General features: G+C 41.3%; 16 protein-coding genes. 11 read left to right on the forward strand and 5 right to left on the reverse strand.

Translation table 11 applies throughout. The features are described 5' to 3' along the window. Positions 1-97: 97 nt before the first annotated feature. Both MFF31_RS16785 and MFF31_RS16790 read left to right on the forward strand, forming a co-directional pair. Complete coding sequence (locus MFF31_RS16785; RefSeq protein WP_238189405.1) at positions 98-2,353, forward strand: ATP-binding cassette domain-containing protein; 2,256 nt, start codon at positions 98-100, stop codon at positions 2,351-2,353. A 544-nt stretch (positions 2,354-2,897) separates the two neighbouring features. Continuing rightward, entirely contained in the window at positions 2,898-3,143 is a 246-nt protein-coding gene (locus MFF31_RS16790) for a phosphotransferase (RefSeq protein WP_238189406.1), read from the forward strand. 261 nt (positions 3,144-3,404) lie between these two features. Here MFF31_RS16790 and MFF31_RS16795 read toward each other — a convergent pair whose 3' ends face one another. The 5 genes from MFF31_RS16795 to MFF31_RS16815 all read right to left on the reverse strand — a co-directional run bounded on the left by MFF31_RS16795 (position 3,405) and on the right by MFF31_RS16815 (position 8,635). Then, entirely contained in the window at positions 3,405-4,511 is a 1,107-nt protein-coding gene (locus tag MFF31_RS16795; protein ID WP_238189408.1) for an ABC transporter permease, read from the reverse strand. Further along, entirely contained in the window at positions 4,512-5,780 is a 1,269-nt protein-coding gene (locus tag MFF31_RS16800) for an ABC transporter permease (protein WP_238189409.1), read from the reverse strand. Between the two features lie 12 nt (positions 5,781-5,792). Next, the gene (locus tag MFF31_RS16805) at positions 5,793-6,725 is read right to left on the reverse strand and encodes an ABC transporter ATP-binding protein (protein WP_238192096.1); all 933 of its coding nucleotides are present in this window, start codon (positions 6,723-6,725) and stop codon (positions 5,793-5,795) included. Between the two features lie 138 nt (positions 6,726-6,863). Further along, positions 6,864-7,496 carry a response regulator gene (locus tag MFF31_RS16810; RefSeq protein ID WP_238189411.1) on the reverse strand — a complete coding sequence of 211 codons (633 nt, stop codon included), beginning with the start codon at positions 7,494-7,496 and terminating at the stop codon, positions 6,864-6,866. After that, positions 7,493-8,635, reverse strand: coding sequence for a sensor histidine kinase (locus MFF31_RS16815; RefSeq protein ID WP_238189413.1), 1,143 nt, complete (start codon positions 8,633-8,635; stop codon positions 7,493-7,495). Before MFF31_RS16815 ends, MFF31_RS16810 begins: the two co-directional genes overlap by 4 nt. Before the next feature lie 527 nt (positions 8,636-9,162). Between MFF31_RS16815 and MFF31_RS16820 the strand changes: the two genes are divergently transcribed. The 9 genes from MFF31_RS16820 (at position 9,163) to MFF31_RS16860 (ending at position 24,387) form a co-directional block, all read left to right on the forward strand. Next, the gene (locus MFF31_RS16820; protein WP_238189415.1) at positions 9,163-11,190 is read left to right on the forward strand and encodes a M4 family metallopeptidase; all 2,028 of its coding nucleotides are present in this window, start codon (positions 9,163-9,165) and stop codon (positions 11,188-11,190) included. A gap of 613 nt (positions 11,191-11,803) precedes the next feature. Then, on the forward strand, positions 11,804-12,967 hold the full coding sequence (locus MFF31_RS16825; protein WP_375541325.1) for an NAD(P)/FAD-dependent oxidoreductase: 1,164 nt from the start codon (positions 11,804-11,806) through the stop codon (positions 12,965-12,967). A 43-nt stretch (positions 12,968-13,010) separates the two neighbouring features. Further along, entirely contained in the window at positions 13,011-15,560 is a 2,550-nt protein-coding gene (locus tag MFF31_RS16830; protein ID WP_238189416.1) for a winged helix-turn-helix domain-containing protein, read from the forward strand. 177 nt (positions 15,561-15,737) lie between these two features. Next, a complete protein-coding gene (locus MFF31_RS16835; protein ID WP_238189417.1) occupies positions 15,738-17,249 on the forward strand; it encodes a hypothetical protein in 1,512 nt (503 codons plus the stop codon). Beyond that, complete coding sequence (locus MFF31_RS16840) at positions 17,242-18,861, forward strand: hypothetical protein (RefSeq protein WP_238189419.1); 1,620 nt, start codon at positions 17,242-17,244, stop codon at positions 18,859-18,861. The genes MFF31_RS16835 and MFF31_RS16840 overlap by 8 nt, the downstream gene beginning before the upstream one ends. A gap of 3 nt (positions 18,862-18,864) precedes the next feature. Further along, positions 18,865-21,696 (forward strand): hypothetical protein, encoded by a 2,832-nt coding sequence (locus MFF31_RS16845; RefSeq protein ID WP_238189420.1) that lies wholly within the window; start codon positions 18,865-18,867, stop codon positions 21,694-21,696. 104 nt (positions 21,697-21,800) lie between these two features. Then, on the forward strand, positions 21,801-22,280 hold the full coding sequence (locus tag MFF31_RS16850) for an SRPBCC family protein (protein ID WP_238189422.1): 480 nt from the start codon (positions 21,801-21,803) through the stop codon (positions 22,278-22,280). A 109-nt stretch (positions 22,281-22,389) separates the two neighbouring features. Then, the gene (locus MFF31_RS16855) at positions 22,390-22,704 is read left to right on the forward strand and encodes an ArsR/SmtB family transcription factor (RefSeq protein ID WP_248565507.1); all 315 of its coding nucleotides are present in this window, start codon (positions 22,390-22,392) and stop codon (positions 22,702-22,704) included. Positions 22,705-22,902: 198 nt separating this feature from the next. Beyond that, entirely contained in the window at positions 22,903-24,387 is a 1,485-nt protein-coding gene (locus tag MFF31_RS16860; RefSeq protein WP_238192100.1) for an aminotransferase-like domain-containing protein, read from the forward strand. Positions 24,388-24,407 lie beyond the last annotated feature (20 nt).

A 24,407-nucleotide genomic window follows, 5' to 3' on the forward strand; every position in this document is an offset into this window, starting at 1 on the left:
TAAAGAGGTATTCTATACAAAGTCCGGATATCAGTTCTTCTTATTATTTACCAGATTGAAATAAAAAGAAATAATAACTATCGGAAGGATGTTAAGCATGAGCGAATCTAATCATGAGCATATCGTAATATCGGGTGCGAGAGAAAATAATCTCAAGAACGTATCCTTGCGCATTCCGAAGAAAAAGATATCAATCTTCACAGGGGTATCCGGATCCGGCAAGTCATCAATTGTTTTTGATACGATTGCTGCAGAATCAACACGATTATTGAATGAGAACTTCAGCATGTTCGTACGCAATTTCCTACCACGTGTTCCGCAGCCAGATACAGACGGAATTGAAAATTTGAGTATGGCTGTAATTGTAGATCAGAAGAGACTAGGCGGAGGATCGCATTCCACAATGGGAACGATTACTGATATTTCTCCCATTTTCCGACTTCTTTTCTCCCGAGTTGGCCAGCCTCATGTTGGTCAAGCCAACATGTTCTCCTTTAATGATCCACAGGGTATGTGTCCTGAATGTAACGGAATCGGTCGCAAATTAGGCGTTGACATGATTAAAGCGCTAGACATGTCAAAGTCGTTGAATGAAGGGGCAATAATGTTGCCAGGCTACACAGTAAGCAGCATGGATTGGTCGATGATCGTGGAATCGGGATCATTCGATCCCGATAAAAAACTAAACGATTATTCAGATGAAGATATGGAGCAACTGTTGTACGGCAAGGCTAGAAAAGTTGAGATGCAATTCGCCGGAAAGGCAATAAATATAACTGTAGAAGGTATTCTTGAGAAGTTCACCAACAAATATATCAAGCAGGATTTGAAGACGAAATCTGAGCGTACACAACTAGCTATTGCGCCGTTCATCTCAGAAGGTCCATGCTCCAGTTGCCACGGTGCCAGACTAAGTCAAGCCGCTCTTAACTGCAGAATTAATGGTCTAAACATTGCAGAGATGTCCTCGATGGAAGTTGGAGGACTCATCCGCATCATTCGGGAAATTGACAATCCAGTCGCTGCTCCAATCGTTAAGTCTTTGACAGAGCGTTTGCAGCATCTAGTCGATATCGGACTTGATTACTTGACGCTAGACCGTGAGACCGATACATTGTCCGGTGGCGAATCGCAACGTGTGAAGATGGTGAAACATTTAAGCGGCAGTCTGGTAGATGTAACTTATATCTTCGATGAGCCCAGTGTTGGCTTGCATCCGCGTGATGTACATCAGTTAAATGGGTTGCTTCAGAAGCTGCGTGACAAGGGTAATACCGTAATTGTCGTCGAGCATGATCCCGATGTAATTAAGGTAGCTGATCATATCGTCGATGTTGGTCCTCATGCTGGTAGCCGCGGCGGTAACATTGTATATGAAGGAAGTTACAAAGGCTTACTTACATCAGGTACGCTTACAGGCAACTATATGAAACGGCCGCTTGAGTTGAAGCACGATTGCAGGAAACCATCTGGAAAACTTACGATTAAGGATGCTACACTACATAACTTGCAAAATGTGAGTGTAGATATTCCAACTGGTGTGCTTACAGTAGTTACTGGTGTGGCCGGATCAGGCAAGAGTACGCTAATTAATGACGTATTTCTTAGTCGACATCCTGATGCAATCGTCATTGACCAATCAGCGATAGGCGTCTCAACACGTTCGAATCCCGCAACCTATACGGGAATTATGGATGATGTCCGCAAGGCGTTTGCTTCCGCAAACAAGGTGAACCAAGGTTTGTTCAGCTTCAACTCCAAGGGAGCTTGCGAAAACTGTCAAGGACTTGGCGTTGTGTATACAGACCTTGCATTCCTCGACAGCGTAAAGCTGCCTTGCGAAGTATGTGGAGGCAAAAGATTCAAAGAAGAGGTGCTTGAGTACAAGCTGAACGGCAAATCGATTGCTGAAGTGCTTGAGATGACGGTGGAGCAGGCATTGGAATTTTTCCAGCTCAAAGAGGTTGTTCGCAAGTTACAGGCAATGAGTGATGTGGGATTGAACTATATTACACTCGGCCAGCCGCTCAGCACGCTATCAGGCGGAGAATGTCAGCGGATTAAACTGGCAAGTGAATTGCATAAAAAAGGCAGCATCTATGTAATGGACGAGCCAACAACAGGCTTACACATGTCAGATATCGGTCATCTTCTTGAGATCATGAACCGTTTCGTAGATGCCGGCAATACGGTAATCGTCATCGAGCACAACCTCGATGTGATTAGCCAAGCGGATTGGATCATTGATATGGGTCCGGACGGAGGCAGCAAGGGTGGTCAGGTGGTGTTCGAAGGTACACCTTCGCAGATCATCAATGCGGAACAGTCGATAACAGGAAAATATTTAAAGTAATATATTAAAATATAATTTATTGATCAGAATCTAATAAACTTAACTAAACTGTAAAAGGCAAAGTTATGCAGCAAGTCTAAGCTAACCATTAATCAAGGTGACTGACAGCTATAGTCGGTCACCTTTTTTTGTGCTAAGCTGGTCCTCCAATAGTACGTATAGAGTCCTACCCCGCAAACAGAATCTAGTCGTTCTGAATGTTAAAATGAATGATAATCATATAGATAAAGACGTTTTACTGCGTCATACTAATAAAGGAAACTTTATATATAAACGACCAATCGAGATTTTTCAATCCGGGCAAGTAGAAGTAATGATCTCGAAGGAGACATTAAAGAAACCACCACATGTTTATTAATGCAGCAAGGAGAGATGAAAATAAAGAAGTTCCACAATACTGGACTGCAAATACTGGGAATCGTCCTAAGTCTCATCGGTATTGTTCTGGTATCAATAACCAAGCCTATTCCAAATGATTAAATGAGTCCGTTGGATGTGTCTGTTGAAATCGTTTTAATCATATTTGCTAGGCGGAGGGGGAAGTATGGTGGACATCAACGCAGCTTTAGTACGTCGGTTAATTAAAGATCAATTTCCTGCGTGGGGTCATCTCCCGATCAATTCAGTAGAGATAAGTGGTTGGGATAATAGAACGTTTCATCTCGGTCATGATATGAGTGTACGACTGCCAAGTGCAGAAGGATATGCTGCACAAGTGGAAAAAGAACAACATTGGCTGCCACGACTTGCTAACCATCTCCCGACTTCTATTCCTACCCTCTTGCAATGAGAGCACCTTCTAACGATTACCCTTGGCACTGGTCTATTTATCGATGGATTGATGGTGAGAATGTGTCGATCAACAGTGTCGATAACCTTAGTGAATTTGCAGTTCAGTTGTCGGATTTTACGAAATCATTTTGGATAAGTATACAGCTAACTGAATCTATCGTCCAAAAATTCAAAAGGTCGCCGACAGTAATATGTCGGCGACCTTTAATTCAATAACTACTTCTTATTAAGCAAATCGACCACACCAAACCCACAATTACTATGTACTATTTCGTTCAACCAGATTGATGCCCACTCCGAAGAAAATAACGGCCATGAGCAGCAACTTTGCTAGCGGCAAATAGATGTCTGACCAATCGTACTGATAGAACGCTGTTCCGAGAAGAGCATCCATGGCATGCTGAATCGGGGAAAACTGAGCGATGAACAGCAGTAGATCGTTTGTAATTGTGCCGGGGGGCATGTAAACTCCGCTGATCAACGGCAAGATCGGTATAATTGAGGTGAAGATCATCATGTATTTCTCAGGGGATTTAAAAAGACCTGTAAACAGTATACACATGGCGACAATCGTTACGATAAAAAGTGCACATATGACAGCAACCATCCAAATGTTTCTGCTTAAATCATAATTAAACATGTAATTAAAAATGAGGAATATAATTGTTAGCTGGAGCATACCGATCAGCGAACTATAACACAAATGTCCTAAATACATTTGTGTTTTTGTCACCGGCGACAAAATGACCCGATTCCAGATTCCGGTTACTTTTTCCGTAGATATTGCATTAATTTTGAAACCAACTGTAAACATGACTAGAAATAAGGCGAAACCGAACATAAGCTGAAGTCCCATATCATAACTTCTTAGCTCGCTGCCTGTTGACGAGGCAGTTTGTATCGTTAATGGTGGCTTCTCCAAATACGCCGACATGGAATCGTGGAATTTCGCTTTATCCTTGGCAAGCGAGGCTGCAGCGATTAGTTTGAGTTCTTCCATATAAACTGCTTGCAGATACTTCTGAACCATCTCAACATATATATTTTCAGACACTGCAATAATACGATAATCATCCCTTAAAAGCTTAACAGCCACGCTGGATCTTCCTTGTTGAACGTCAGACAAAGCCTCTTTTTCACCACGCAGCTTAAAGTGAAACGCACCGCTTTCATTTAGTCGCTCGAGCCATCGCTCCTCTACATCCCCTTTTGTAACGCCTTCCCCGAGGAATGCATCGATCTTCAGCTTTGTATCGCCGTTCGAGCCGAACAGAAGAGTTGCTGCAATCGTAACAATACAAAAGATAAGGATCAAAAAGGGGGAACGTTTCTCTTTCAGCCATTGAGCCCAAAATACGGGTACCATCTAGATTACCCCCCTTTTTGGAAATAACCAAACACTCAGCGCAATTGCTACAACCGTAAAGATCAACAAGCCGAATATGCCTTCCGCCATAGTTACCCACGATTCCTGATGAATCCATTGAATCATAGTTGACAGCCAAAGTCCGTTAGGCGTCCATTCCCACAATTCTTTTAAAACGTCTGGCAAAATATATATAGGAACGAAATTGCCGCCGATCAATCCAATTACTAATATAAGCATCTGTATAATAGCAATAGTGATATCTGGATTGATACGGAACATGATAGCTGTGAATAAACCGGACATTGCAGCGACGAACAGGCCCATCATTGCGGTTAGCAATAGGAATCCGAGCCAAAATTTTAGAGAATAATTTGGGAATAAGTTAAGGGTATAGTTGGAAATTACAATTACAATCGTAAACGTCAACAATGCCGTAATTAATGTCACTCCTAACTTGCCCGACAAATAGGAGAGAGGACTACTTCCTGAAAGCAGTATTCGCTGAAAAACTTGCTCCCTTTTTTCGGTGACAGCTTTGCTAGCTGTATTGGCAGCTTGATACATGGCGAACAATACGGCAATAGCGAGGGTGAAGTATTGGAAAGACGTGATAGCGCGTACACCATCAATCTGTTCCAGTCCGCCAACCTCTGGTATAGTTATCTCCTTATCGATCCCACCTGTTTTGGTCAAAGTATACGAGATGGCTGTACTTACATTAAATTGCTGAGTGAAACTATCAATAATGCCATGCAGGACATTTACCTCGATGGATGGATTGTCCGCCACGAGACTTATTGCAGCACCATCGCCTTCATCTAGTATTATCTTGTTTAAGGCGAGGCGGGTGAAGCCTTCGGGGATAGTTACGATAGCTTCAATATCGCCATCTTCAAGTTGTCTTAGCGCTTCATCTTCTTTTAGCTCTGTCCAATTAATCATTTCCGTGACCTCGTCACTGGTCAGAAGTTCCCTGAGCAGCTTGGCTGGTTGTTTTTGTTCTGCTAGCATTGACAGCGAAGCGGCGGCTTCTTCTTTTATTTCTCCGCCTGCGAGAGCAACTTGGAATTGATTCAGTCCTTCAGTCTCGTTATCGTTCACAACATATGCAGCTTTAAGCTGAAGGGTTGAAGCCGGATTCTCGACCCATCCAGGAAGTATAAGTCCAAGGACGACAATGAGAATAATTGTAATGATGAGCGAAATTATGTTTTCTTTGCGATCCCGCCAGTATATAAGCAAATCCTTTTTTAGAAAAGCACCCATTTGTATCCTCCTTTAGTCACGTAAGGTCCGGCCTGTCAAATGGAGAAAAACGTCCTCCAGGCTAGGAGTTTTTACATTCATGTTGATTAATTGAACGCCATGTCGTTCCGCACTTTGTACAATACTGCCGAGCATTCTACTTTGCTTGACAACGATTAGTTTAAGTCCCTGATGGGTTTTCTCAACCTGTAGGACTGGTTTCATTGCAAGAAATTCCTCGATAAGCGCCTCATTGTAAGCGTCCAACTGTAGCAATATCGTATCTTCATTAGATAGAATCCGCCCAAGTTCTTCTTTCGTGCCAGATGCGATCAACTTGCCGTGATCCATAATGTACATTCGATTGCATAATTGCTCGACTTCCTCCATGTAATGACTCGTGTAGAGAATGGTAATATTCTTTTCATGATTAAGAAGTCTAACAGTATCCAAAATATGATTTCGAGACTGGGGATCGATCCCGACTGTTGGCTCATCCATAATAACGATCTGCGGGTCGTGAAGGAGGGAGGCGGCAATATTAATACGTCGTTTCATACCTCCAGAAAACGTCTTGATTATCTCTTTTTGACGCTCCCGAAGTCCAACCATCTCAAGAACCTCCTGAATTTTAATTTCGAGCTCCTTTTTTCTCATCTTGTAGATATGTCCGAAAAACATAAGATTTTCGTAAGCACTTAGCTCTCCGTACAAAGCGACTTCCTGTGGTACTACACCGAGTACTTTGCGGATATGTTGCGGTTGTTTAATGACACTTTTTCCATTTAATCGTACATCCCCGTAAGATGGAGGCAGCAGTGACGAGATCATTTTTATTATCGTCGATTTCCCTGCTCCGTTCGGACCAATCAATCCAACTGATTCACCTTGTTCAAGATACAGACTTACGCCGTCTACAACCGCTTTACCTCTAAAACTTTTGCTAAGTTCAACTGTTTCCAGCATCATTTATGCCTCCTTATCGGATATCCGCTATCAGATGATCAGTTATGATCATGGTTTAAGTGTATATACAAAAAGACAGTGCGCACACTGTCTTCAGTCATTCGATTTATGCTAAAACATGACTAAAGTCATGTTCGATCAAACTACATTATGCTTAATGGCATAGATGGCAAGCTGCGTCCTGTCCCTAAGTTCTAGCTTTTCCATGATCTGACTAACATGATTTTTTACCGTGCCGATGGACAAGCCAAGTTGCTCTGCAATTTCCCGATTACTGCGACCTTCGCCGATGTGACGTAGAATCGTTAGCTCGCGTGGAGAGATGGAGTTATGGACCGTGCTTAAGCGTTCGGATTTAAGAAGACGAGGGATGACTTTAGCAGCAACATTGTCCTGTAGTACCATTCCTCCAGACATACAACTGCGAATGGAGCGTATTAACATGGACGAATCCGCATCTTTAAGCATGTAGCCGCTCGCACCACTCTTCAAAGCTTTCATTGCGTAATCGTCATCATTAAACGTAGTTAGCATCAGAACTTTGTAGTTCGGCCAGCGGGAACGGATTATTCGCGTTGCCTCTAAACCATCCATCTCCGGCATACGAATGTCCATTAAGACGACATCAAACGAATGCGATTCGCATAACTTCACGGCCTCAATACCGTTTGCAGCTTCGCCAGTCACACGCATATTTTCGTCGGTTTCGATCATCATTTTCAAACCTTGCCTAACCATCGCTTGGTCTTCGGCTAATAAAATTCGGATCATTTGACTTCACCTTTCTTTCGTAGAATGGGCAAAACACCTCGGACAACAAAGGAATCAGAATTAGCGATCACCTGTAGCGTCCCGCCGGATTCATTAATTCGCTCCCGCATCGATTGAAGGCCGAAGCCTTCGCGTACGTCCACTGTGTAGGGCATCCGGTTAATTATTTCAAATTGGAATAAGTCGTCTCCGAGTGCTTCGAATGTGACAGCAACTTCATGTGCCTTGCTGTGCCGCATTATATTAGTCATCGCTTCCTGAACTGCCCGATACACTGCAAATGATTGTATTGTATCGAGTGGCATAGATAACGCTCCATGCTTCACAGTAAATTGTACCTGCATAAACTGCTCGGCTTCCAGCCTGCGGATCATGCCCAAGATCGCTGTTAGTCCGCCAGTTTCTTGCTGCTTTAGTGACTTGACGGCGCTCCTGGTTTCTTCGAGACTGTCTCTAGCTAACATCTTCAATTCCTGAACGCGGGGGGCGAGCTGCTCGTCCGCCTGCATTCGGAACACTTCGAGCTGCATGAGCAGCGCCGTCAACTTATGACCCACTGAATCGTGAATATCTCTCGCAATTTGTGTACGTTCTTCCTGACGAGCTACTTCTTCTTCGGAAACGATCCGCCTTTTCAAGTTGCGATATTCACTTAGAAGCGCATCATTTCGTAATTCAACCTCTTCCAGTCGGGTCCTTGTCATACTATAAACAGTCATACCGGCAGCATGTATGGCAACAAATAAGATAGAAAACATTGGCGAGAAGTGCGGGTAGCCAAGCAAGGCAGGTGCAACAAGAATACTAAGGATTGATATTCCGACGATACCCGCTAGCAGGGGAGGCAATCGATAAATTGCCTTGCCTGCAATTAGTGAATAAAGGAGCATTAAATAGGGAACAGGTTCGCCAACTCGGTTAGGTAATAACGCAATTGTAGCTATTACAGATGCAGTTATTAATAATACGGTTAGTTGATAGGGACGCTTACGCAGCAGTGAAGCGAAAAAGTATAGCGCCAAAAATAACGAGATAGCGACTAGTCGCCATGGCTTCATAGCCGTCTCGGTGGGTAAGCTGAGCCACGCGAATAGCCAAGTCGCCATTAGTAACAAAAGCCATAGCCAATACGAGCGCATTTCTCCACTCCTTCAATACTATCCATAATTAATAAGGTAAATTATAGTGTAATCGTTATCATTTCTGCAATTTTTTTTTTGGATTATGGGTCGATAATCTGGTACCCAGTAATAACTCTTAGAAAAAGGCTATAAGGTTATAAAGAAAACCTATAGTTGAAAATACTAGATTTTCCAAAATTTTGTTGTATACTCTAATTACATTAAAACCAACTAAACGCATTGGTTAAGTTATATAAGATTGTTCACGATCATTCCCGAATTCAAATTCTTCTCTAGTTCAGACAAAACTTTCTACTCTACGTTCCAATCCACATGCATTCGGTTAAATGTGACCTCATAATGAATTAATTTCGCTTTTCACCAGCTATGGACATCCTGATTCACTCACATAGAAGAAAAGTTTTAGATTTCTGAAAGGAGAGTGGATGCCTAGAAAATTCGGTAGTGAAAGTTTGTGAGAGAGAATGAGAGAGAGAATGAGAGAGAGTTTCTTGCAAGAACATTTGGATAGGAGATGAATAATAATGAAAAAATTATTTACGCTCGTCGTTATAGGTGCATTGGTGACAAGCGTAGCTGTTCCTGCATGGGCAACATCGAATGAATCCGTTCAATCTAAAGATATTCTTGTAGAAACAAAAGCACCTCAAATTATTGTGGAGAAATGGGTTGCACCTCAAAGCCTGACAAATGAAGATAAGGTGTGGGGATATTTGGAGTCCAAAAAAGATGTTCTTGGTTTAACTGGTGCAGTTAACGAGGACATCAGAATTACTCAAGATGTTATTGATGCAGAAACAGGGACCAGGCACGTCAGGTTGAAGCAGTATGTGCAAGGAATACCTGTATTTGGTGCGGATCAAACGTTGCATTTTGACAATGAAGGTAATGTCAGTTCCTATATCGGAACAACAATTGATGATGGTGGATTGCAATCGGCTATAGCTGTTACGCCTAAGATCAGTGCAGAAAAAGCCATTTCGATTGCTAATCAAGATACTGAGAAGCTGATTGGCAAGCTAGGTAGCCAGCAACGGGAACAAACGGCTGAGTTGAACATTTATCCGATTTCTGGGGAAAATCTGCTTGTCTTTGTCACAGAGGTTAACGTACTTGAACCTTCACCAGAACGGATACGTTACTTCATTAACGCTGATAACGGTGTAATCGTAGGCAAGCTTAGCTTGCTACATCATGTGACAGGTACGGGTGTTGGCTCTCTTGGGGATACGAAAACATTCACAACATCAGCTAGCGGTTCACAATATTTGCTTCAAGATACAACACGCGGAAATGGGATTACGACGTATACAGCCAACAACGGACGCTTTCTCCCGGGTAGTGTAGTAGCGGATGCTGACAATGTGTGGAACGATCCAGCGGCTGTTGATGCACATGCTTATGCTGGAACGGTGTTTGATTATTTTAAAAATACGTTTGGAAGAAACAGCTTGGATGGCAATGGATCTGCTATTAAATCTACCGTTCATTATGGCTTAAATTATAATAATGCGTTTTGGAATGGAGTGCAAATCGCTTATGGGGACGGGGACGGCACTTTGTTCCGGGCCTTCTCGGCCGATCTTGACGTCATCGGACATGAGCTGACGCATGCTGTTACTGAGTATTCGGCGAATCTGATTTATCAAGGTGAATCGGGTGCGCTTAATGAATCAGTATCGGATATATTCGGCAATGCGATTCAAGGCACGAACTGGCTGCTTGGTGACGATATTTACACACCAAACATTCCGGGAGATGCGCTACGCTCGCTAGAAGATCCTGCTGCATACAATCAACCGGATCATTACAGCAACAGATACACAGGCACTGCCGACAATGGCGGGGTGCATATCAACAGCGGGATTAACAATAAAGCGTTCTACCTTCTAGCACAAGGAGGCACGCATTACGGGATAACAGTTACAGGTATTGGCCGCACGGACGCAGCCAAAATTTTATACAGAACTCTTACGCTTTACTTAACGCCATCATCAAATTTCACAGCAATTCGTGCTGCTTCTATTCAAGCGGCAACTGATCTGTTCGGAGCTACATCCACGCAGGTCAATTCTGTCAAAAATTCTTACGCTGCTGTTGGGGTAGGCAGTGTTCCAACTACAGATACGCAAGCACCTACTGTTCCGACAGGACTTGCATCGACAGCGGTAACGGGCACGAGTGTTTCACTAGCATGGAATGCGTCTACGGATAACGTTGGTGTAACTGGATACGAGGTATACAGTGGCTCCACTTTGGTCGCAACCGTTACAGGAACAACTGCTACAATTAACAGCCTGACTGCAGGAACAACTTACAGCTTCACGGTAAAGGCAAAGGATGCGGCGAGCAATGTGTCAGCAGCAAGCAGTACTTTATCGGTCACGACAGAATCTCCTTCAACCGTTCAGCCATGGGTAGCGAATGTAACCTATAATGTGAACGATCAAGTTACGTACAATGGAAATACGTATAAAGCTCTTCAAGCACATTCTTCGTTGCCAGGCTGGGAACCGTCAAACGTTCCTGCATTGTGGAGCTTAGTCAACTAAGCATCAATTCGTGATGAAAGTAGCTTTTTCAAGGCTATATAATCGATGAAAGTGCCGTTCCTCAGGTCTGTCAAGACTAGGGGCGGTGCTTTCTTTGTTTATTTAGGTAGTCATATACCCAGAAAACTTCTGATCGATAATTGACGTATTCATAAGTTGAACACTGTAAAGAAGAGCTTAGGCAATGAGCTTACTGGGGTTGGACTTAATAAATATAATCCATATATGAGAGGTGAGATTTACATGAAATCAGTTAAAAAAATTAAGGAACAAAAAACAAATATTTTTTAAGCAGCAATTCTTATTTTTTCGATAGGAGTTTTGCAGATGTCTACACAAGAAGATAAAGAGATATTGTGGGCAGTTGAGTTTCTAATTAAGATGATGAATGGAAACGGTATGGACGCGGAGAAATGTTTTAACTCTTATTTCAAGGACAATTAACCTACACCAGCGTTAACCAAATAGTTTCCTTTAGCCGTTTTTTTAAGAGAGCATTAAACTTTATAAAAAAGTTTTTATTAATGAAGGATTGTTGTCATGCGACAGCTATTCCATAAGTTAATGACTTTTGAGACACCCTCTTTTTCTATTTGAAAGAGATCTCGTTATAATGATAAGAGTGATAACAGAAAGGAATGAAATCATCATGAAAGTAATTGTCATTGGTGCAGGAATTGCCGGGGCATCAACCGCATATCACTTGGCTAAGCATGGAGCAGATGTACTCATCATCGATCGGAAAGATGAAGGGCAGGCTACGGATGCGGCTGCTGGAATTATTTGTCCATGGCTGTCGCAGCGGAGGAATAAGGCATGGTATCAACTTGCAAAAGCTGGAGCGCGTTATTACCCTGAACTAATTAAGGAGCTTGAAAGCGAAGGGGAGACGGAAACAGGTTATGCGAGGGTCGGAGCTTTAAGCATACATACGGAGCCGGAGAAAATCAGCAAAATGGAAGAGAGAGCCAACAAGCGTATTGAAGATGCGCCAGAAATTGGTGAGATTAGTCGGCTAGATGAATATAGCACCCGAGAGCGTTTTCCACTCCTCATGGAAGGATATTCATCTATCCATATTAGCGGGGCTGCCCGTGTCGATGGCCGGGCTTTGCGTGATGCTTTGTTGCGATCACTACAAAGAAATGGAGCTGAACTTATCTATGGGGATGCTAAGCTTGAATATCAATCCAATCGTGTAACTGGCGTAACAGTCGGGGCAAATAGTTATCCCGCAGACATGGTTATTGTTTGTGCAGGAGCTTGGGCGAGGCCATTGCTACAACCTTTAGGTATTGATTTTATGGTAAGTTATCAGAAAGCACAAATTATGCATGTACAGGTTCCAAATACGAAACTAGAAACTGGTCAATGGCCGGTTATTATGCCGCCTTCAGATCAATATCTGCTCGCATTTAAAGGACAGAAAATCGTAATAGGGGCGACTCATGAAAATAATATTGAAGGCTATGATACGAGGATTACACCCGGAGGAATGCACGAAATTTTAAGCAAAGGTTTAACAGTTGCAGATAAACTGGAAAATTGTACATTCCAAGAAGTAAGAGTAGGGTTTCGTCCTTTTACAGCCGATTTTCTTCCCGTCATAGGATCCATTCCGGATTGGGAAGGAGTTCTTGCAGTAAATGGTCTTGGTGCCTCCGGATTGACAATGGCCCCGTATATCGGAGACCAGTTGGCTAAATTAGCACTAGGTATGGAATTAGATATCGATCTAAGCGATTACGATATTCGTAAAGCCATTAGTAAATTGTGAACCTAGATCACAGACGATAATACGATCCATTGGAGGGATATATTTGTTCGTCCAGATCAAACTCGAAATTCCTCAAACCCGCAAATCCGTGGTAGCCAGGCCGAGACTTAACGATAAGTTAAATGAGGGTTTGGAGTCCAAATTGACGCTAGTGTCCGCTCATGCTGGCTATGGCAAAACGACAATGCTCAGTACTTGGGCCAAACAATGTGAAACGATGGTGGCGTGGGTTTCGTTAGATAAACTGGACAACGACTGGGCTCCTTTTTGGAACTGTGTATTGTCCGCCATTCGTGAAAGAGTTACCGGTTTCGGTGAAAAGCTTGAACTCTTTCTGAAGATGGAACCTGCTGTTTCATTTGAGTCCGGGGTCACGGCTCTTCTGAATGAGTTAAACCAGTTGGATGAATCACTTGTTCTCGTATTGGATGACTATCATGTCATTGACTTTCCAATGGTTCATCATGCTATGAGTTATTTTCTTGAGTATTTGCCAAGCCATATCCATCTCTATATCGCCAGCCGCGTCGAGTTAGCCTTCCCTACTGCTAAACTAATGGCTAAGGGAGAAATGGTGCATATCAATATGAAGGATTTGCAGTTTAATTTGGACGAAGGTACTGCTTTTTTCCAGGATATGATGAAAGTCTCTCTAACAAAAGAGCAAATATTCCAGTTGTTCCGTCAGACGGAAGGATGGGTAAGTGGACTTCAACTCGCAGCAATTACACTTAAACGAAGCAGCGATATTGCTGCTTCTATTCGACAATTTAACGGAAAGCAGCGTCACATCTTTAGTTACTTAATGGAAGAGGTCTATGGGAATCTGCCCGAATCGATGCGGCAATTTTTACTAGCGACATCCATTCTAGGAAGAATGAATCGAGACTTATGCCAAGCGGTCACTGGTCAGTCGAATAGCCAAGAGCAACTAGAGCGACTAGAGCAATTAAATTTATTCCTCATTCCTCTTGATGACCACCGGGAGTGGTATAGGTACCATCCTCTGCTATCCGATTTCCTACAGCAGATCGGTGCTAGAGAGAATCCTGAGCAGTGGAGGCGATTCCATGTCTATGCTGCTTATTGGTTCGAAAATCAAAGATTATATGAAGATGCAGTGGAACATTACATTAAAGGCAAACATGTTGAGGATGCTGTTCGTTTGATTGAACAACTTCTTCCAGAGCTTATGCAATCTAAAGTAAACGTATTGACTAGGTGGATCACATTACTCCCCGAGAGCAGCTACGAACAAAAACCGATGTTCGAAATGTTCTATATTTCTAAATTGTTAGAAGACGGTGCTTGGAATAAAGCTTTGTATCGAGCCGAACAAGCGGAGAAACGTTTCGAAGCTCTCAAAGATGGTTTACCAGAGACGGAATGGAAGCAGTTGATGGGCAATCTCTATTACTTCTGCGGAATCATCTGTTACTTGCAGCGAAATTTGAACCGAACATCCTATTATTTCGAGCTGCTTGATCATTATTTGCCTGAAGGCAGCAGCTTTCAAAATTATGGGAGCAATCGTTATCAAGACTACTATTTATTTACTGATCTACTTTCTCTTAACAATGATCTTAAAGATGTAGAGAAGTTTCTTCTAAAGTGGATTCAGATCTGGGGGAAGCGAAAACAATATCCCTTTGTCGGCTATCTTTATATTTCTTATTGTATGTTACTCTACGAATGGAACAATTTTGAGGATTTAGAATTATACCTTGTAACCGCAATGAAACGAGAAGACTTACATAAGAACATATGGATGCGGATCCAACTTAATCTATTATTGTCATGGTTTCAGCAGGCTTTAGGTAAAGATTATGAAGCCATAGAATCTCTTACTAGGCTCAGTTCAACGATTGATTCGCCGGACTATGTATTAATTATGCGAAAGATTAAGGAGCAGCAGGCTCATTTATTTTTTCGCCAAGGTCAGATTCAGCAAGCAATCGATTGGTCTGGACAAGCAGGTTTGTCTCCTTCTGATGAAGTGTCCATTCATCGCATGGACGAATATTTGGTGCTGGCAAAAATTTTAGCGACCAATGAGCGAAAAACAGAAGCTCTTCTTTTGATTGATAAGCTGGAGTGCCTGGTTAAGAAGGAAAATTATTTACGGCTTCACATAAAGCTATTAATTGTAAAGAGCACGGTGCTAAAGCTTTCACATCAGACTGAGGCTGCTCTTACTGTGTTGAAAGATGCGCTGAAACTCTCTAAGCCAACAGGCTATATTCGCAGCTTCATTGATGAAGGGGCGACGATGATTGAAATGTTGACCGAACTTCTCGAAGAACAGCGCAGTCAAAGGGACAAAGCGGCACCCCACAATTATGTCGAAAAGCTTCTAAAAGAAGCTCAAGTTTGGCCAACCTATGAATTGTTGTCAAAAGCAAGATTAACAGATCAGGAAGTAAAGGTGCTCTTTTTAATCTCTGAAGGTTTACATAATAAGGAGATAGCGCCTCGTATGCATATTTCGCTCGACACCGTTAAATTTCATGTAAAAAATATTTATCGTAAACTCGGCGTTAACAACCGTACACAAGCAGTCAAACAGTCTAAACATTACTTCCATCTCATGTAATCAAAATTACAGCTTCATTTTTAATATAGCCTACCCTTTTGGGTAGCTTTTTTTTGTTTTTGTTCATTTTAAAATAGAAGCTAGAGAGATATATGTGAATGGAGCGTATAGATGCTCGGTCCAAGTAATATAAATCTCTAGTAGTGAATCTGGAAATCGAACAAAAGGAGTGGTTGTGTGTCTGATACTTATCCAACAATCGAAGAACTTGCACATGCTATGAAAGGAGTGCCTACAACCAATCAATGGGACATTGTTTGTTCTTATCAAGTTAAGCAACTTAACAGTTTTCTACTTAATCAATACAATGCGGGTAAATTGGCAAAAGAAGTTCAGTTATCTACAGACATAGTAGATCCATTTTCAGGCACAGAATATTCGATTCGTTATACGATTCAATTTGCATCGCCTAAACTATCCTTTGTAAGTGGTAGATCTGGATATGCGAGTTTATTGATGCCAATCATTGAAGGGAGTTCGTTTACTGTAATTCCTCCAAAAGGGTCGGATAAACCTAGTAGTACTGTAGAGATTCCTGCCGGCAAATATAGTATTGCTGCTATCGTCCCGCTAGCAGCGATCTGTGGTGATACAGGAAAAGTGGTTGAACAAGGCAGTATAATCGAATTTAATGACGGCAAAGAACATGACACCCACGTCATCATACATTTCAAAACTGAAAAAGGAACGGCTTATACGATTCAGCCTAAACCAGATCCTAAAGATAAAGATCCGCTTGTGACATACTTTTTACCGGCACTAAGCGAATACTTCCAAACTAATATTAAAGAAGTCGATTACGCTTTGACCACATTAAATAATAAAGTTCCGAGTAGTGGACAAACGATTTTAACACCACTATCATTCGCATTTGCATCGATGGGTGAACAAGAAGACGGTGTATTAAGTTTATATATTCAAACTAAGGAAAGCGGCAATCCACCCGGAAATTTATCTCCAACATTCCAGCCTTTAGATATATCTATGTTTCCTATAGCCAAAGACTATACTGCATCTCTGATCTTATCGAACTCCCTTATTTCTAAAGTTTTTCTACTGCCTCAATTAACGCAACTAGGATACAGCGTTTCCTTTAATTCAGCTGCTGAAGGTATAGCGTTAACGTTGACCATTCCGTTATCCATTATCGCAAATGGGCAATCCGGTTATTTTTACACAAGCAATTGGAAATACGAAGGACTCAATATCAATTTTGTAGACTTCCCCTTACATTTAGAGTTAGCAAAAGGACAATTAAAGCTTACATGGGAAGGGGATACAACTTCTTCGTGGGAAGAAACGGTAGGGAACCCTCCAGGCGTTCGTGGAATGCCCCAAATTTATAGAGGACAAGTGAAAATTACAATCAACTTAGAAAAAGAAGAAATCCCCCTCACTTTGGATGAGTACGACGTAATAAGTTCAGATTTATCCGTTTCGCCAAGTGACTACCATGTAATAACGGAAGGTGTTGGTAATGGTGGAGTTCCAAGGTTCTATACCAAAGAGATGTCACTTCGTGCACCTTCCATTCATTTTGCCTTCCAAGGATTAAATTTTTTCAATACAACAAACTTACTTGCGCCAGGTCAACATATCATTCAATTGGATAGAACAGTAGGGATTAAAACACCACATGACTTTTTACTTGTAGGACAAATTGTGAAAGGGGAAACTAATCATGCCTAAACTACTAACTCCAGAATTGTATAAAGCTATTTATAATGCAGCAAAGCGCTACTTTGCTAATGCCACTCCAGAGCAATTAGAGCCTTATCGGAACAAATTGAATGCAGGATCTGCACTACTTCGCTATGTCGAATATCGTAATTTTCTGCCTCAACAAGAACAAGCAGGAAGAACGATTTGGACACATCCTGGTGAAGATAAAACGAACCGATGGACGGGTGTCGACGGCAACGAGCAAATTGGTAAACAAGGATTGTATCTGTCTCTTGAAGAAGACGGGCCGCTACATACAAGTTTCCCAGAAATAGAACATTATCAAGATTCTACTGTGCCAGCTCAACAAGAGGTTAGTTATTTCGAATATGAAGCTGGAAATCCTGAACCAAAATGGCAGAAATCTAAAGTGAGCGAGCTACGAACGATGTTTCTATTTGAATCGGAGAAGGAGATTAATGGATTTAATCTTGCTTATGATCAAGATCCAGACAGTATTATTAATCAAGTTTTTGAATTAGCGCGTAATGAGACTCCAGCTGCTTTCCAACCAGATGATACAGTTGAAAAACTTTATTTCCATCCAGATGACGCTAGCTTTAATCGAGCAATCGGCAACGCAGCACTTGAGCAAATCGGTATAGACTACTTTACTGCTACTTCCGTTCGAGATCGAACAAGTACGAATCTTATATTGGGAGCAGAACAGGGTAAACCGATTGACTTATTAAAACCACAAGGAAGAATTACCTTTCTTATTGATGGTATAACAAAATCGACTAAATCTGTTTATACGGTGGACGACCTCATTTATAACGATATATTTGATGAAAGAGGTCTTGAAACTCCTTTGACCAAAGAAGAGTTGGAGAAAAGCTGGAGTCACTTTGAAGATTTCGCCAAAAAAATTGATGGTGAATTGAGCTGGGAAGCAGCTACCAAAAAAATTGATGAGCGGATTCACAATGATGTAATAGGCGTTTTAAAAAATATTAATGATCTAGGCTCACAAGATAGAGATGCATTAGTTAAGCAAATTTTAACGAATGATCTAACGAAATCTATCGAGCAAACGTTAAGTGAATTCGTTGTCACTTCTTCGGTTAAATCGGAAATCTTCATCCCCATGTACAGAGATATCGGACTTGAAGGCGTTACTAGTGTACTGAATAAAGAAATTGTAGAACCCCAGTTTGAGAAATTAGTTAAACTGGATGGTGCACATAATTACTTAAGCTTAACGATTGCTAGCCAAATTAATGATCGATTGTCTCATTGGCTAGAGGAGCATGCGTTTGAAATTCAAGCTAAGTTTTTGGAAGCAAATTCAACCGTAACCGAAACAAGTACAGAGCTTAATACGAAACAAGATACGCTAACACAGCTTAATGAGGAGTTACTAAAAAAACCAGAAGACAATAATTTGCGTGAGCAAGTGGATGCACTTCGTATTGAAGTGGAGCATCTAGCCAATGAGTTAAAAGATGCTGAAACGAGGAGAGACCAAACTGAAAATGAGATAACAGATAACGATGGGAAAAAACATGATATTGCCGAGGAAAGTGATCGATTGAGAGAACAGAGAGAAGAACGACGCCATGAATTAGAAAGGAGATAGCAGATGGGGACACTAGCGAAAAATGATGTACCTAACATACCTCTTTCTCAGCCACTTGAAGATATGCAAATTGTGGAGATCGGTAATAATTTGATCGTTATCAATGCAAGAGATTTATTGCAAATCGGTTCACAAGCTGCGTTTGGCGACGATTATTCGAGTAAAGACAATATATATATTTATACAGAAGGTTTATTGTTATCATCTACTTTTCGATTTAAAAAGGGGGTTATCTCCACTCATTCCATTTCTATTGCTGGCAAAGGTGCGCTAGATCTTTCTGGAAAACCGGGAGGAAGTCAAGATACACCTAATCAAAGTACTAGCAAAAAAGGGGTTAAGGGCGGCGATGGCGCTGTTGGCGGACAACTATCACTCTATATAGAATCAGTAGATGTTCAGTCTCCCCTTATTCATATTTCTGCTGGCGGCGGTGCAGGTGGTGAAGGTCAACAAGGCACTTTATCGACGCTTGGCGGGGATGGTGGTAACGGAGGGAATGGTGGTCATGTTGTCATTCTTAACAGTTTACCTTACTTTGCGTGGTTTACTAAACTTAAACAAATAGCTCAGCTCAAATCGCTAACTGGCATCCAATCAGCATTAGCCGAGCAGCTGAAATCAAGCCCTGATGTAGTCCTATTAACTACATTTAAAGAAACGTTAGTAGAAGCAACTAAGGCTACAACCATTAAAGATTGCTTATTAGCATTAGAAAATGCATCATTCGAATTGCAAGGTTTGATCGCAGAGTGGAACAGTTCTTTATTATCGACTATTGATGTATCTGGTGGAAATTATGGCGTATACGGTGAAGGGAAAATGAATGGGGTCAATGGAGAGAAGGGGAAACCAGGAACGCTGCAACATGTATTATTTGACCAGTCCAAAGATGTCATTAATAAACCATTTGCACCCTTTTTAATGATTCATCCGAGCCAGTGTACCCGGTTATTAGAGAAAATTAAATTAATGTATCTGACCATCGACCCCGTATTAAAACCACAAGGCGTTAAAGATTTATTCACCTTATTGCTTCGTTTGCAAGCTCGTACAGAAGTATTTGTAAACGCAACAGAAACTTCCGAGCTTGTACAGTATTACAAAAAGCATGAAGCGGAAATAGGGGCTATCGGAGCCGTTGCACAATTAAAATATGTTAATGCTCAAGCAACCCAATATATTAAACAACTTGGTAGTGGCAAAGATTTGTTTGGTTATGATAGTAATCATGTGCCAATGGCATCCTTTGCTTTCTATAAGGATACGTTAGAGACGCTCATCGATAATTTCGGCAAACTGCAAATTGAATACAATACCTATTTTGAACAACTGAATAAGAATAAAGCTGATAGTGAGCAAGTAAAACGTGCAAGAGAATCATTAACTGACATAAAAGCAACAGCACAAAATGATCTTAATGCATTAAAACATACGGTTTTGAAAACTGCGACTGTCATCGACAGCTATCAAAACATTTTACCGACTCTTAAGAAAAAAGTGACTGATGCTATCAAAGATCTTGAAAATGACATACAAAGCTACTTTGATTTTAACTTCGACAATTTATTTCAATCGTTAACTACTTTAGCCTTTGTACCGGATGATGTATTTATGATCTCGACTTTGGCTAGCGAATTTTATTACAAAGCAACGACAAAAATTACGAATGACAAAGATATACCCGTCAACAAAGATTATTTGGTCAGACAAGTTAAGACAGTAAAAACAGACATCGATAGTTTAGTAGAAGGGTATCAATCCTTGGATAACGGTTTATTGTCAGCAGATGATCCTGCTGCAGGAAGACTGATCGCCACAGAAAAAGAACTATTTACCTTTTTAAATGATTTTTACGGGAAATTCCCTAAACAGCTTGATGAATTGAAAAAAGTGTTTAAACAATATATTTCTCAAGTAATCGCTCGAAACAATACGATTCTCACTTACAACGCAAGTGTTCTGATCATGTTGCGAAACCACGAGATGATTAAATCGGCAGATGAACAAACGAAGGAACTAAATGATGAAGCTCTTGATAAGCTATCACCAAACTTGCCTGATCTCGTCACATTTATGTCCAGCATCATCTATTCTGCTAGAAATCAACTTATGGAAGTACTGGATTTAACAGCTCGAGCTTATCGTTTCTGGTCTTTGACCGACCGTAATCCTTTGACCAAAGTGTATAAAAGTAATAAGCTCCCGCAAATTAATTACGCAATCTTATTATCGATCAAAAATGAAATCATTAACGATTATCAACAAGCAGTCGAAAGATTTGGAACAAACTGCTCTGAATTTCCACGACATCCTGATGATCAAGGATTAATTTTGGAGCTTCCATCCTATCAGGTGGAGATGTTGCAACTTGTGAAAGAAATTATTGTTCCAATTGCTGTAGTTACGCCAGATATTACGTTTAAGAAGGATGAAAACAATCATATCTTTGCAAAAATGGCTAATGTGAGAGTGCGTTATGTTAGAGTATGGATTGACGGAGCAAAAACGGCCAATAATCAACTGCGAGTTCATATTACACATAAAGGTGAAGAGAAGATTACTAACCAAATAGGTGATGTGTTCAGCTTCTCACACGAGCCGGTCAATAAGCCTTTTATTTACCATTTAGATACTAATCAAGTTGTTGAGGAAGCGAATTTCGGTGTGGAAGAAGGAACATCAAATTACGCAGCGTTAGGTCCTTTTACAGATTGGACAATTACCATTAATGAAGATGATAATGATGAGCTTGATTTAACTGAAGTTACTGGGATACGATTAGAATTTCATGGTACCAATTATGATTTTGACAATGGCAAAAAAACATCTTAAACAAAAAGCAACTGCAACAGCGGTTGCTTTATTTCTTTACAATTATATAACCATAAGGTAATATATATTATATAATATGTAAATTATTTTTTGGAGGGGATATCATGGACGGCAAAATTCTACAATCTGAAGGAAAACGTGTTATTTATTTCGAGCGAAATCTTAATCATCCTGTAGAAAAAGTATGGCGCACGATTACGAGTCCCGATCGTATCGCCCATTGGTTAAATGCCCAAGCGCAATTCGATCTAATTGATGATGGACAGATTACATTCCGGTGGGACAATGGTGATCTGGTGGACGGGAAGTTCACTAAGATTAGTCCGCCAAACGAGTTGGAGTACACATGGGTGGAGAAAGATTCGGGAAATTCGTTGGTTCGATGGGAGTTGCAAGTCAAAGATGAGGGATGCCTACTTAAGCTGACACATACGTTCTTCGAGTCTGCTGTAGTTATCAATTTTCTATCGGGCTGGCATGTTCATCTGGATGTGTTGGATTTAATTCTTCAAGAAAAGTCTGCTGACTTCCCTTGGGAGCAATTTAAAGAAATGCGTAATAAATATGCTTCTATAATCGATTAATAGGAATTGCTTTGGGATCCTCAACATCTCGAGGAAGGGCTGATGGCCGAGCAATATTCAAAACGTACTGGTAACATTACAAACATAGAGAAGTGAATCGAAGGTGTATATGATGAATACGAATATATTTGAAGTTTTGTCGGAACCGCATAGACGGTCCATATTAGATTTGTTGCGCATTCGCGAACGGTCAGTAGGCGAACTTGTAGAACAGTGTCAGTTGAGTCAACCGGGCGTTTCCAAACATCTTAAAATATTGCGAGAAGCAGGTCTAGTAAAGGTACGCTCCGTATCGCAAAAAAACATCTATTCCTTACGTCCAGAGCCGCTTCAAGAAGTCGATAGGTGGCTTGCGTCATATCGGCAATTTTGGTCAAATAAACTTGACGATCTTGAGTCATTCCTTGATCAAGAGGAAGATTAAATACTGAATTAATATTCATTTACACCGTTAAATAATAGTTGATTCTATCGTCATTTGGGCATCTATTTCTTAGAAATAGATGCCCATTTTTTTTGTGATTATGGCAGACTGGGAACCACAATAGGTTGAAATATTTAATAGGATGGTTCTTTTTTTCTCAAGACTATTATGCCATCATTATAGACGGGGGCGATGATGATGTATCAAGATTTCAAGCTCGTTCGTGACCGTCCGGTCGCAATACAAGTGAAAGAATACGTTAAACGTTTAATTATAAAAGGGGTGTTCCGTCCGGATCAGAAGCTGCCCTCGTCACGAGAAATGAGCGGATTGCTAAAGGTGAGTCGCAATTCGGTCATTGCAGCTTATGAAGGACTAGGGGATGACGGATTTACGTATGCAATTCCGAGCCAAGGCAGCTATGTAGCTGCTATGGTGAACCATTCGACTGCCTATAACGGAGAAACTGACGGATCATCTTTCTGGCAAATGGACTGGAAGGCACGAATGAACGACTATGCCGTATCGGCTGTCGAGATGGACATGATGAAGCAAGGCATAAGCGCCCCAAAAGGAACGATATCATTTACAAGTATCGCTCCTGATGAACATTTGTTTGATCTGGGGGATGTTAAGCGAGCCTTTCTGGATCGGATGGCAATTGAAGGGCAAGTTCTGCTCAACTACGGCTATGCCAAAGGCTACAAACCGCTAATTGAATACTTAATGCGTTATATGGAAAATAAGGGCGTTAATACAAACGGAAAAGATATTTTGATTACAAATGGGTTCACAGAAGGCTTCGATATTGTGCTGTCAGCACTGCGCCCATCTGCACGTCGTGGAGCGGCAATTTGCGAAAATCCGACTCATCATACAGCAATCAAAAATTTGAAACTGCAAGGATTTGATATTACCGGAATTCCGATGGAGCATGACGGTATACATGTGGAGCAGCTCGAGGCCGTTTTGCAACAGCAGACAATCCGTTTCGATCTGGCTTATTTAACACCCTCCTATCATAATCCAACGGGCATCGTCATGTCGCCGGCAAAGCGCAGCGCCGTAATGAATTTAATGATGAAGTACCAGGTTCCAGTAATCGAGGATGGATTCAATGAAGAGCTGCGCTACTCAGGAGCACATATTGCACCTCTAATAGCGACAGCAGGGCAAGGGAACGGAGTTATTTATATTGGGAGTCTCTCTAAGGTGCTATTCCCCGGCTTGCGAGTAGGGTGGGTGCTTGGAGACAAGGCGTTGATTGACAATTTGGAGAGTATCAAGCGCGCACGTTCCATCCATACATCAACAATCGATCAATCGATATTATATCAATATTTGCTTAATGGAAATTTCGATAAATATGTAAAAAAAGCAAGAATGGAATATAAGCGCAAATATGAGCTAACAAAAACATGCTGTGAAAAATATCTACCAATGGTTGACCTGTCTGGAGACGGGGGATTACATTTGTTTCTGAGCTTCCCGCCAAACGTAAATACATGTCAGTTGCTAGATGCATGTATAGAAGAGGGAGTAATTTTCACACCGGGAGACAAATTTTTTGTTCATGAAGGCGAAGGGAAGAATACATTGCGACTTGGTTTTTCACGTGTATCAGATGAAAATATTGTGCGGGGCATTCAGATAATCGGTAAACAGGCACATCACTTTATTTAACTATAATCCTTTTCTAAGAA

It is taken from the genome of Paenibacillus sp. L3-i20 (assembly GCF_022180385.2).
In the GTDB taxonomy this organism is placed as follows: Bacteria; Bacillota; Bacilli; order Paenibacillales; family Paenibacillaceae; genus Pristimantibacillus.

What these genes read in the sequence shown, in the direction of transcription:
- MFF31_RS16785 (WP_238189405.1), top strand. Translation starts at nt 98, where the DNA reads ATGAGCGAATCTAATCATGAGCATATCGTAATATCGGGTGCGAGAGAA.
- MFF31_RS16790 (WP_238189406.1), top strand. Translation starts at nt 2,898, where the DNA reads ATGGTGGACATCAACGCAGCTTTAGTACGTCGGTTAATTAAAGATCAA.
- MFF31_RS16795 (WP_238189408.1), bottom strand. Translation starts at nt 4,511, where the DNA reads ATGGTACCCGTATTTTGGGCTCAATGGCTGAAAGAGAAACGTTCCCCC.
- MFF31_RS16800 (WP_238189409.1), bottom strand. Translation starts at nt 5,780, where the DNA reads ATGGGTGCTTTTCTAAAAAAGGATTTGCTTATATACTGGCGGGATCGC.
- MFF31_RS16805 (WP_238192096.1), bottom strand. Translation starts at nt 6,725, where the DNA reads ATGCTGGAAACAGTTGAACTTAGCAAAAGTTTTAGAGGTAAAGCGGTT.
- MFF31_RS16810 (WP_238189411.1), bottom strand. Translation starts at nt 7,496, where the DNA reads ATGATCCGAATTTTATTAGCCGAAGACCAAGCGATGGTTAGGCAAGGT.
- MFF31_RS16815 (WP_238189413.1), bottom strand. Translation starts at nt 8,635, where the DNA reads ATGCGCTCGTATTGGCTATGGCTTTTGTTACTAATGGCGACTTGGCTA.
- MFF31_RS16820 (WP_238189415.1), top strand. Translation starts at nt 9,163, where the DNA reads ATGAAAAAATTATTTACGCTCGTCGTTATAGGTGCATTGGTGACAAGC.
- MFF31_RS16825 (WP_375541325.1), top strand. Translation starts at nt 11,804, where the DNA reads ATGATAAGAGTGATAACAGAAAGGAATGAAATCATCATGAAAGTAATT.
- MFF31_RS16840 (WP_238189419.1), top strand. Translation starts at nt 17,242, where the DNA reads ATGCCTAAACTACTAACTCCAGAATTGTATAAAGCTATTTATAATGCA.
- MFF31_RS16845 (WP_238189420.1), top strand. Translation starts at nt 18,865, where the DNA reads ATGGGGACACTAGCGAAAAATGATGTACCTAACATACCTCTTTCTCAG.
- MFF31_RS16850 (WP_238189422.1), top strand. Translation starts at nt 21,801, where the DNA reads ATGGACGGCAAAATTCTACAATCTGAAGGAAAACGTGTTATTTATTTC.
- MFF31_RS16855 (WP_248565507.1), top strand. Translation starts at nt 22,390, where the DNA reads ATGATGAATACGAATATATTTGAAGTTTTGTCGGAACCGCATAGACGG.
- MFF31_RS16860 (WP_238192100.1), top strand. Translation starts at nt 22,903, where the DNA reads ATGTATCAAGATTTCAAGCTCGTTCGTGACCGTCCGGTCGCAATACAA.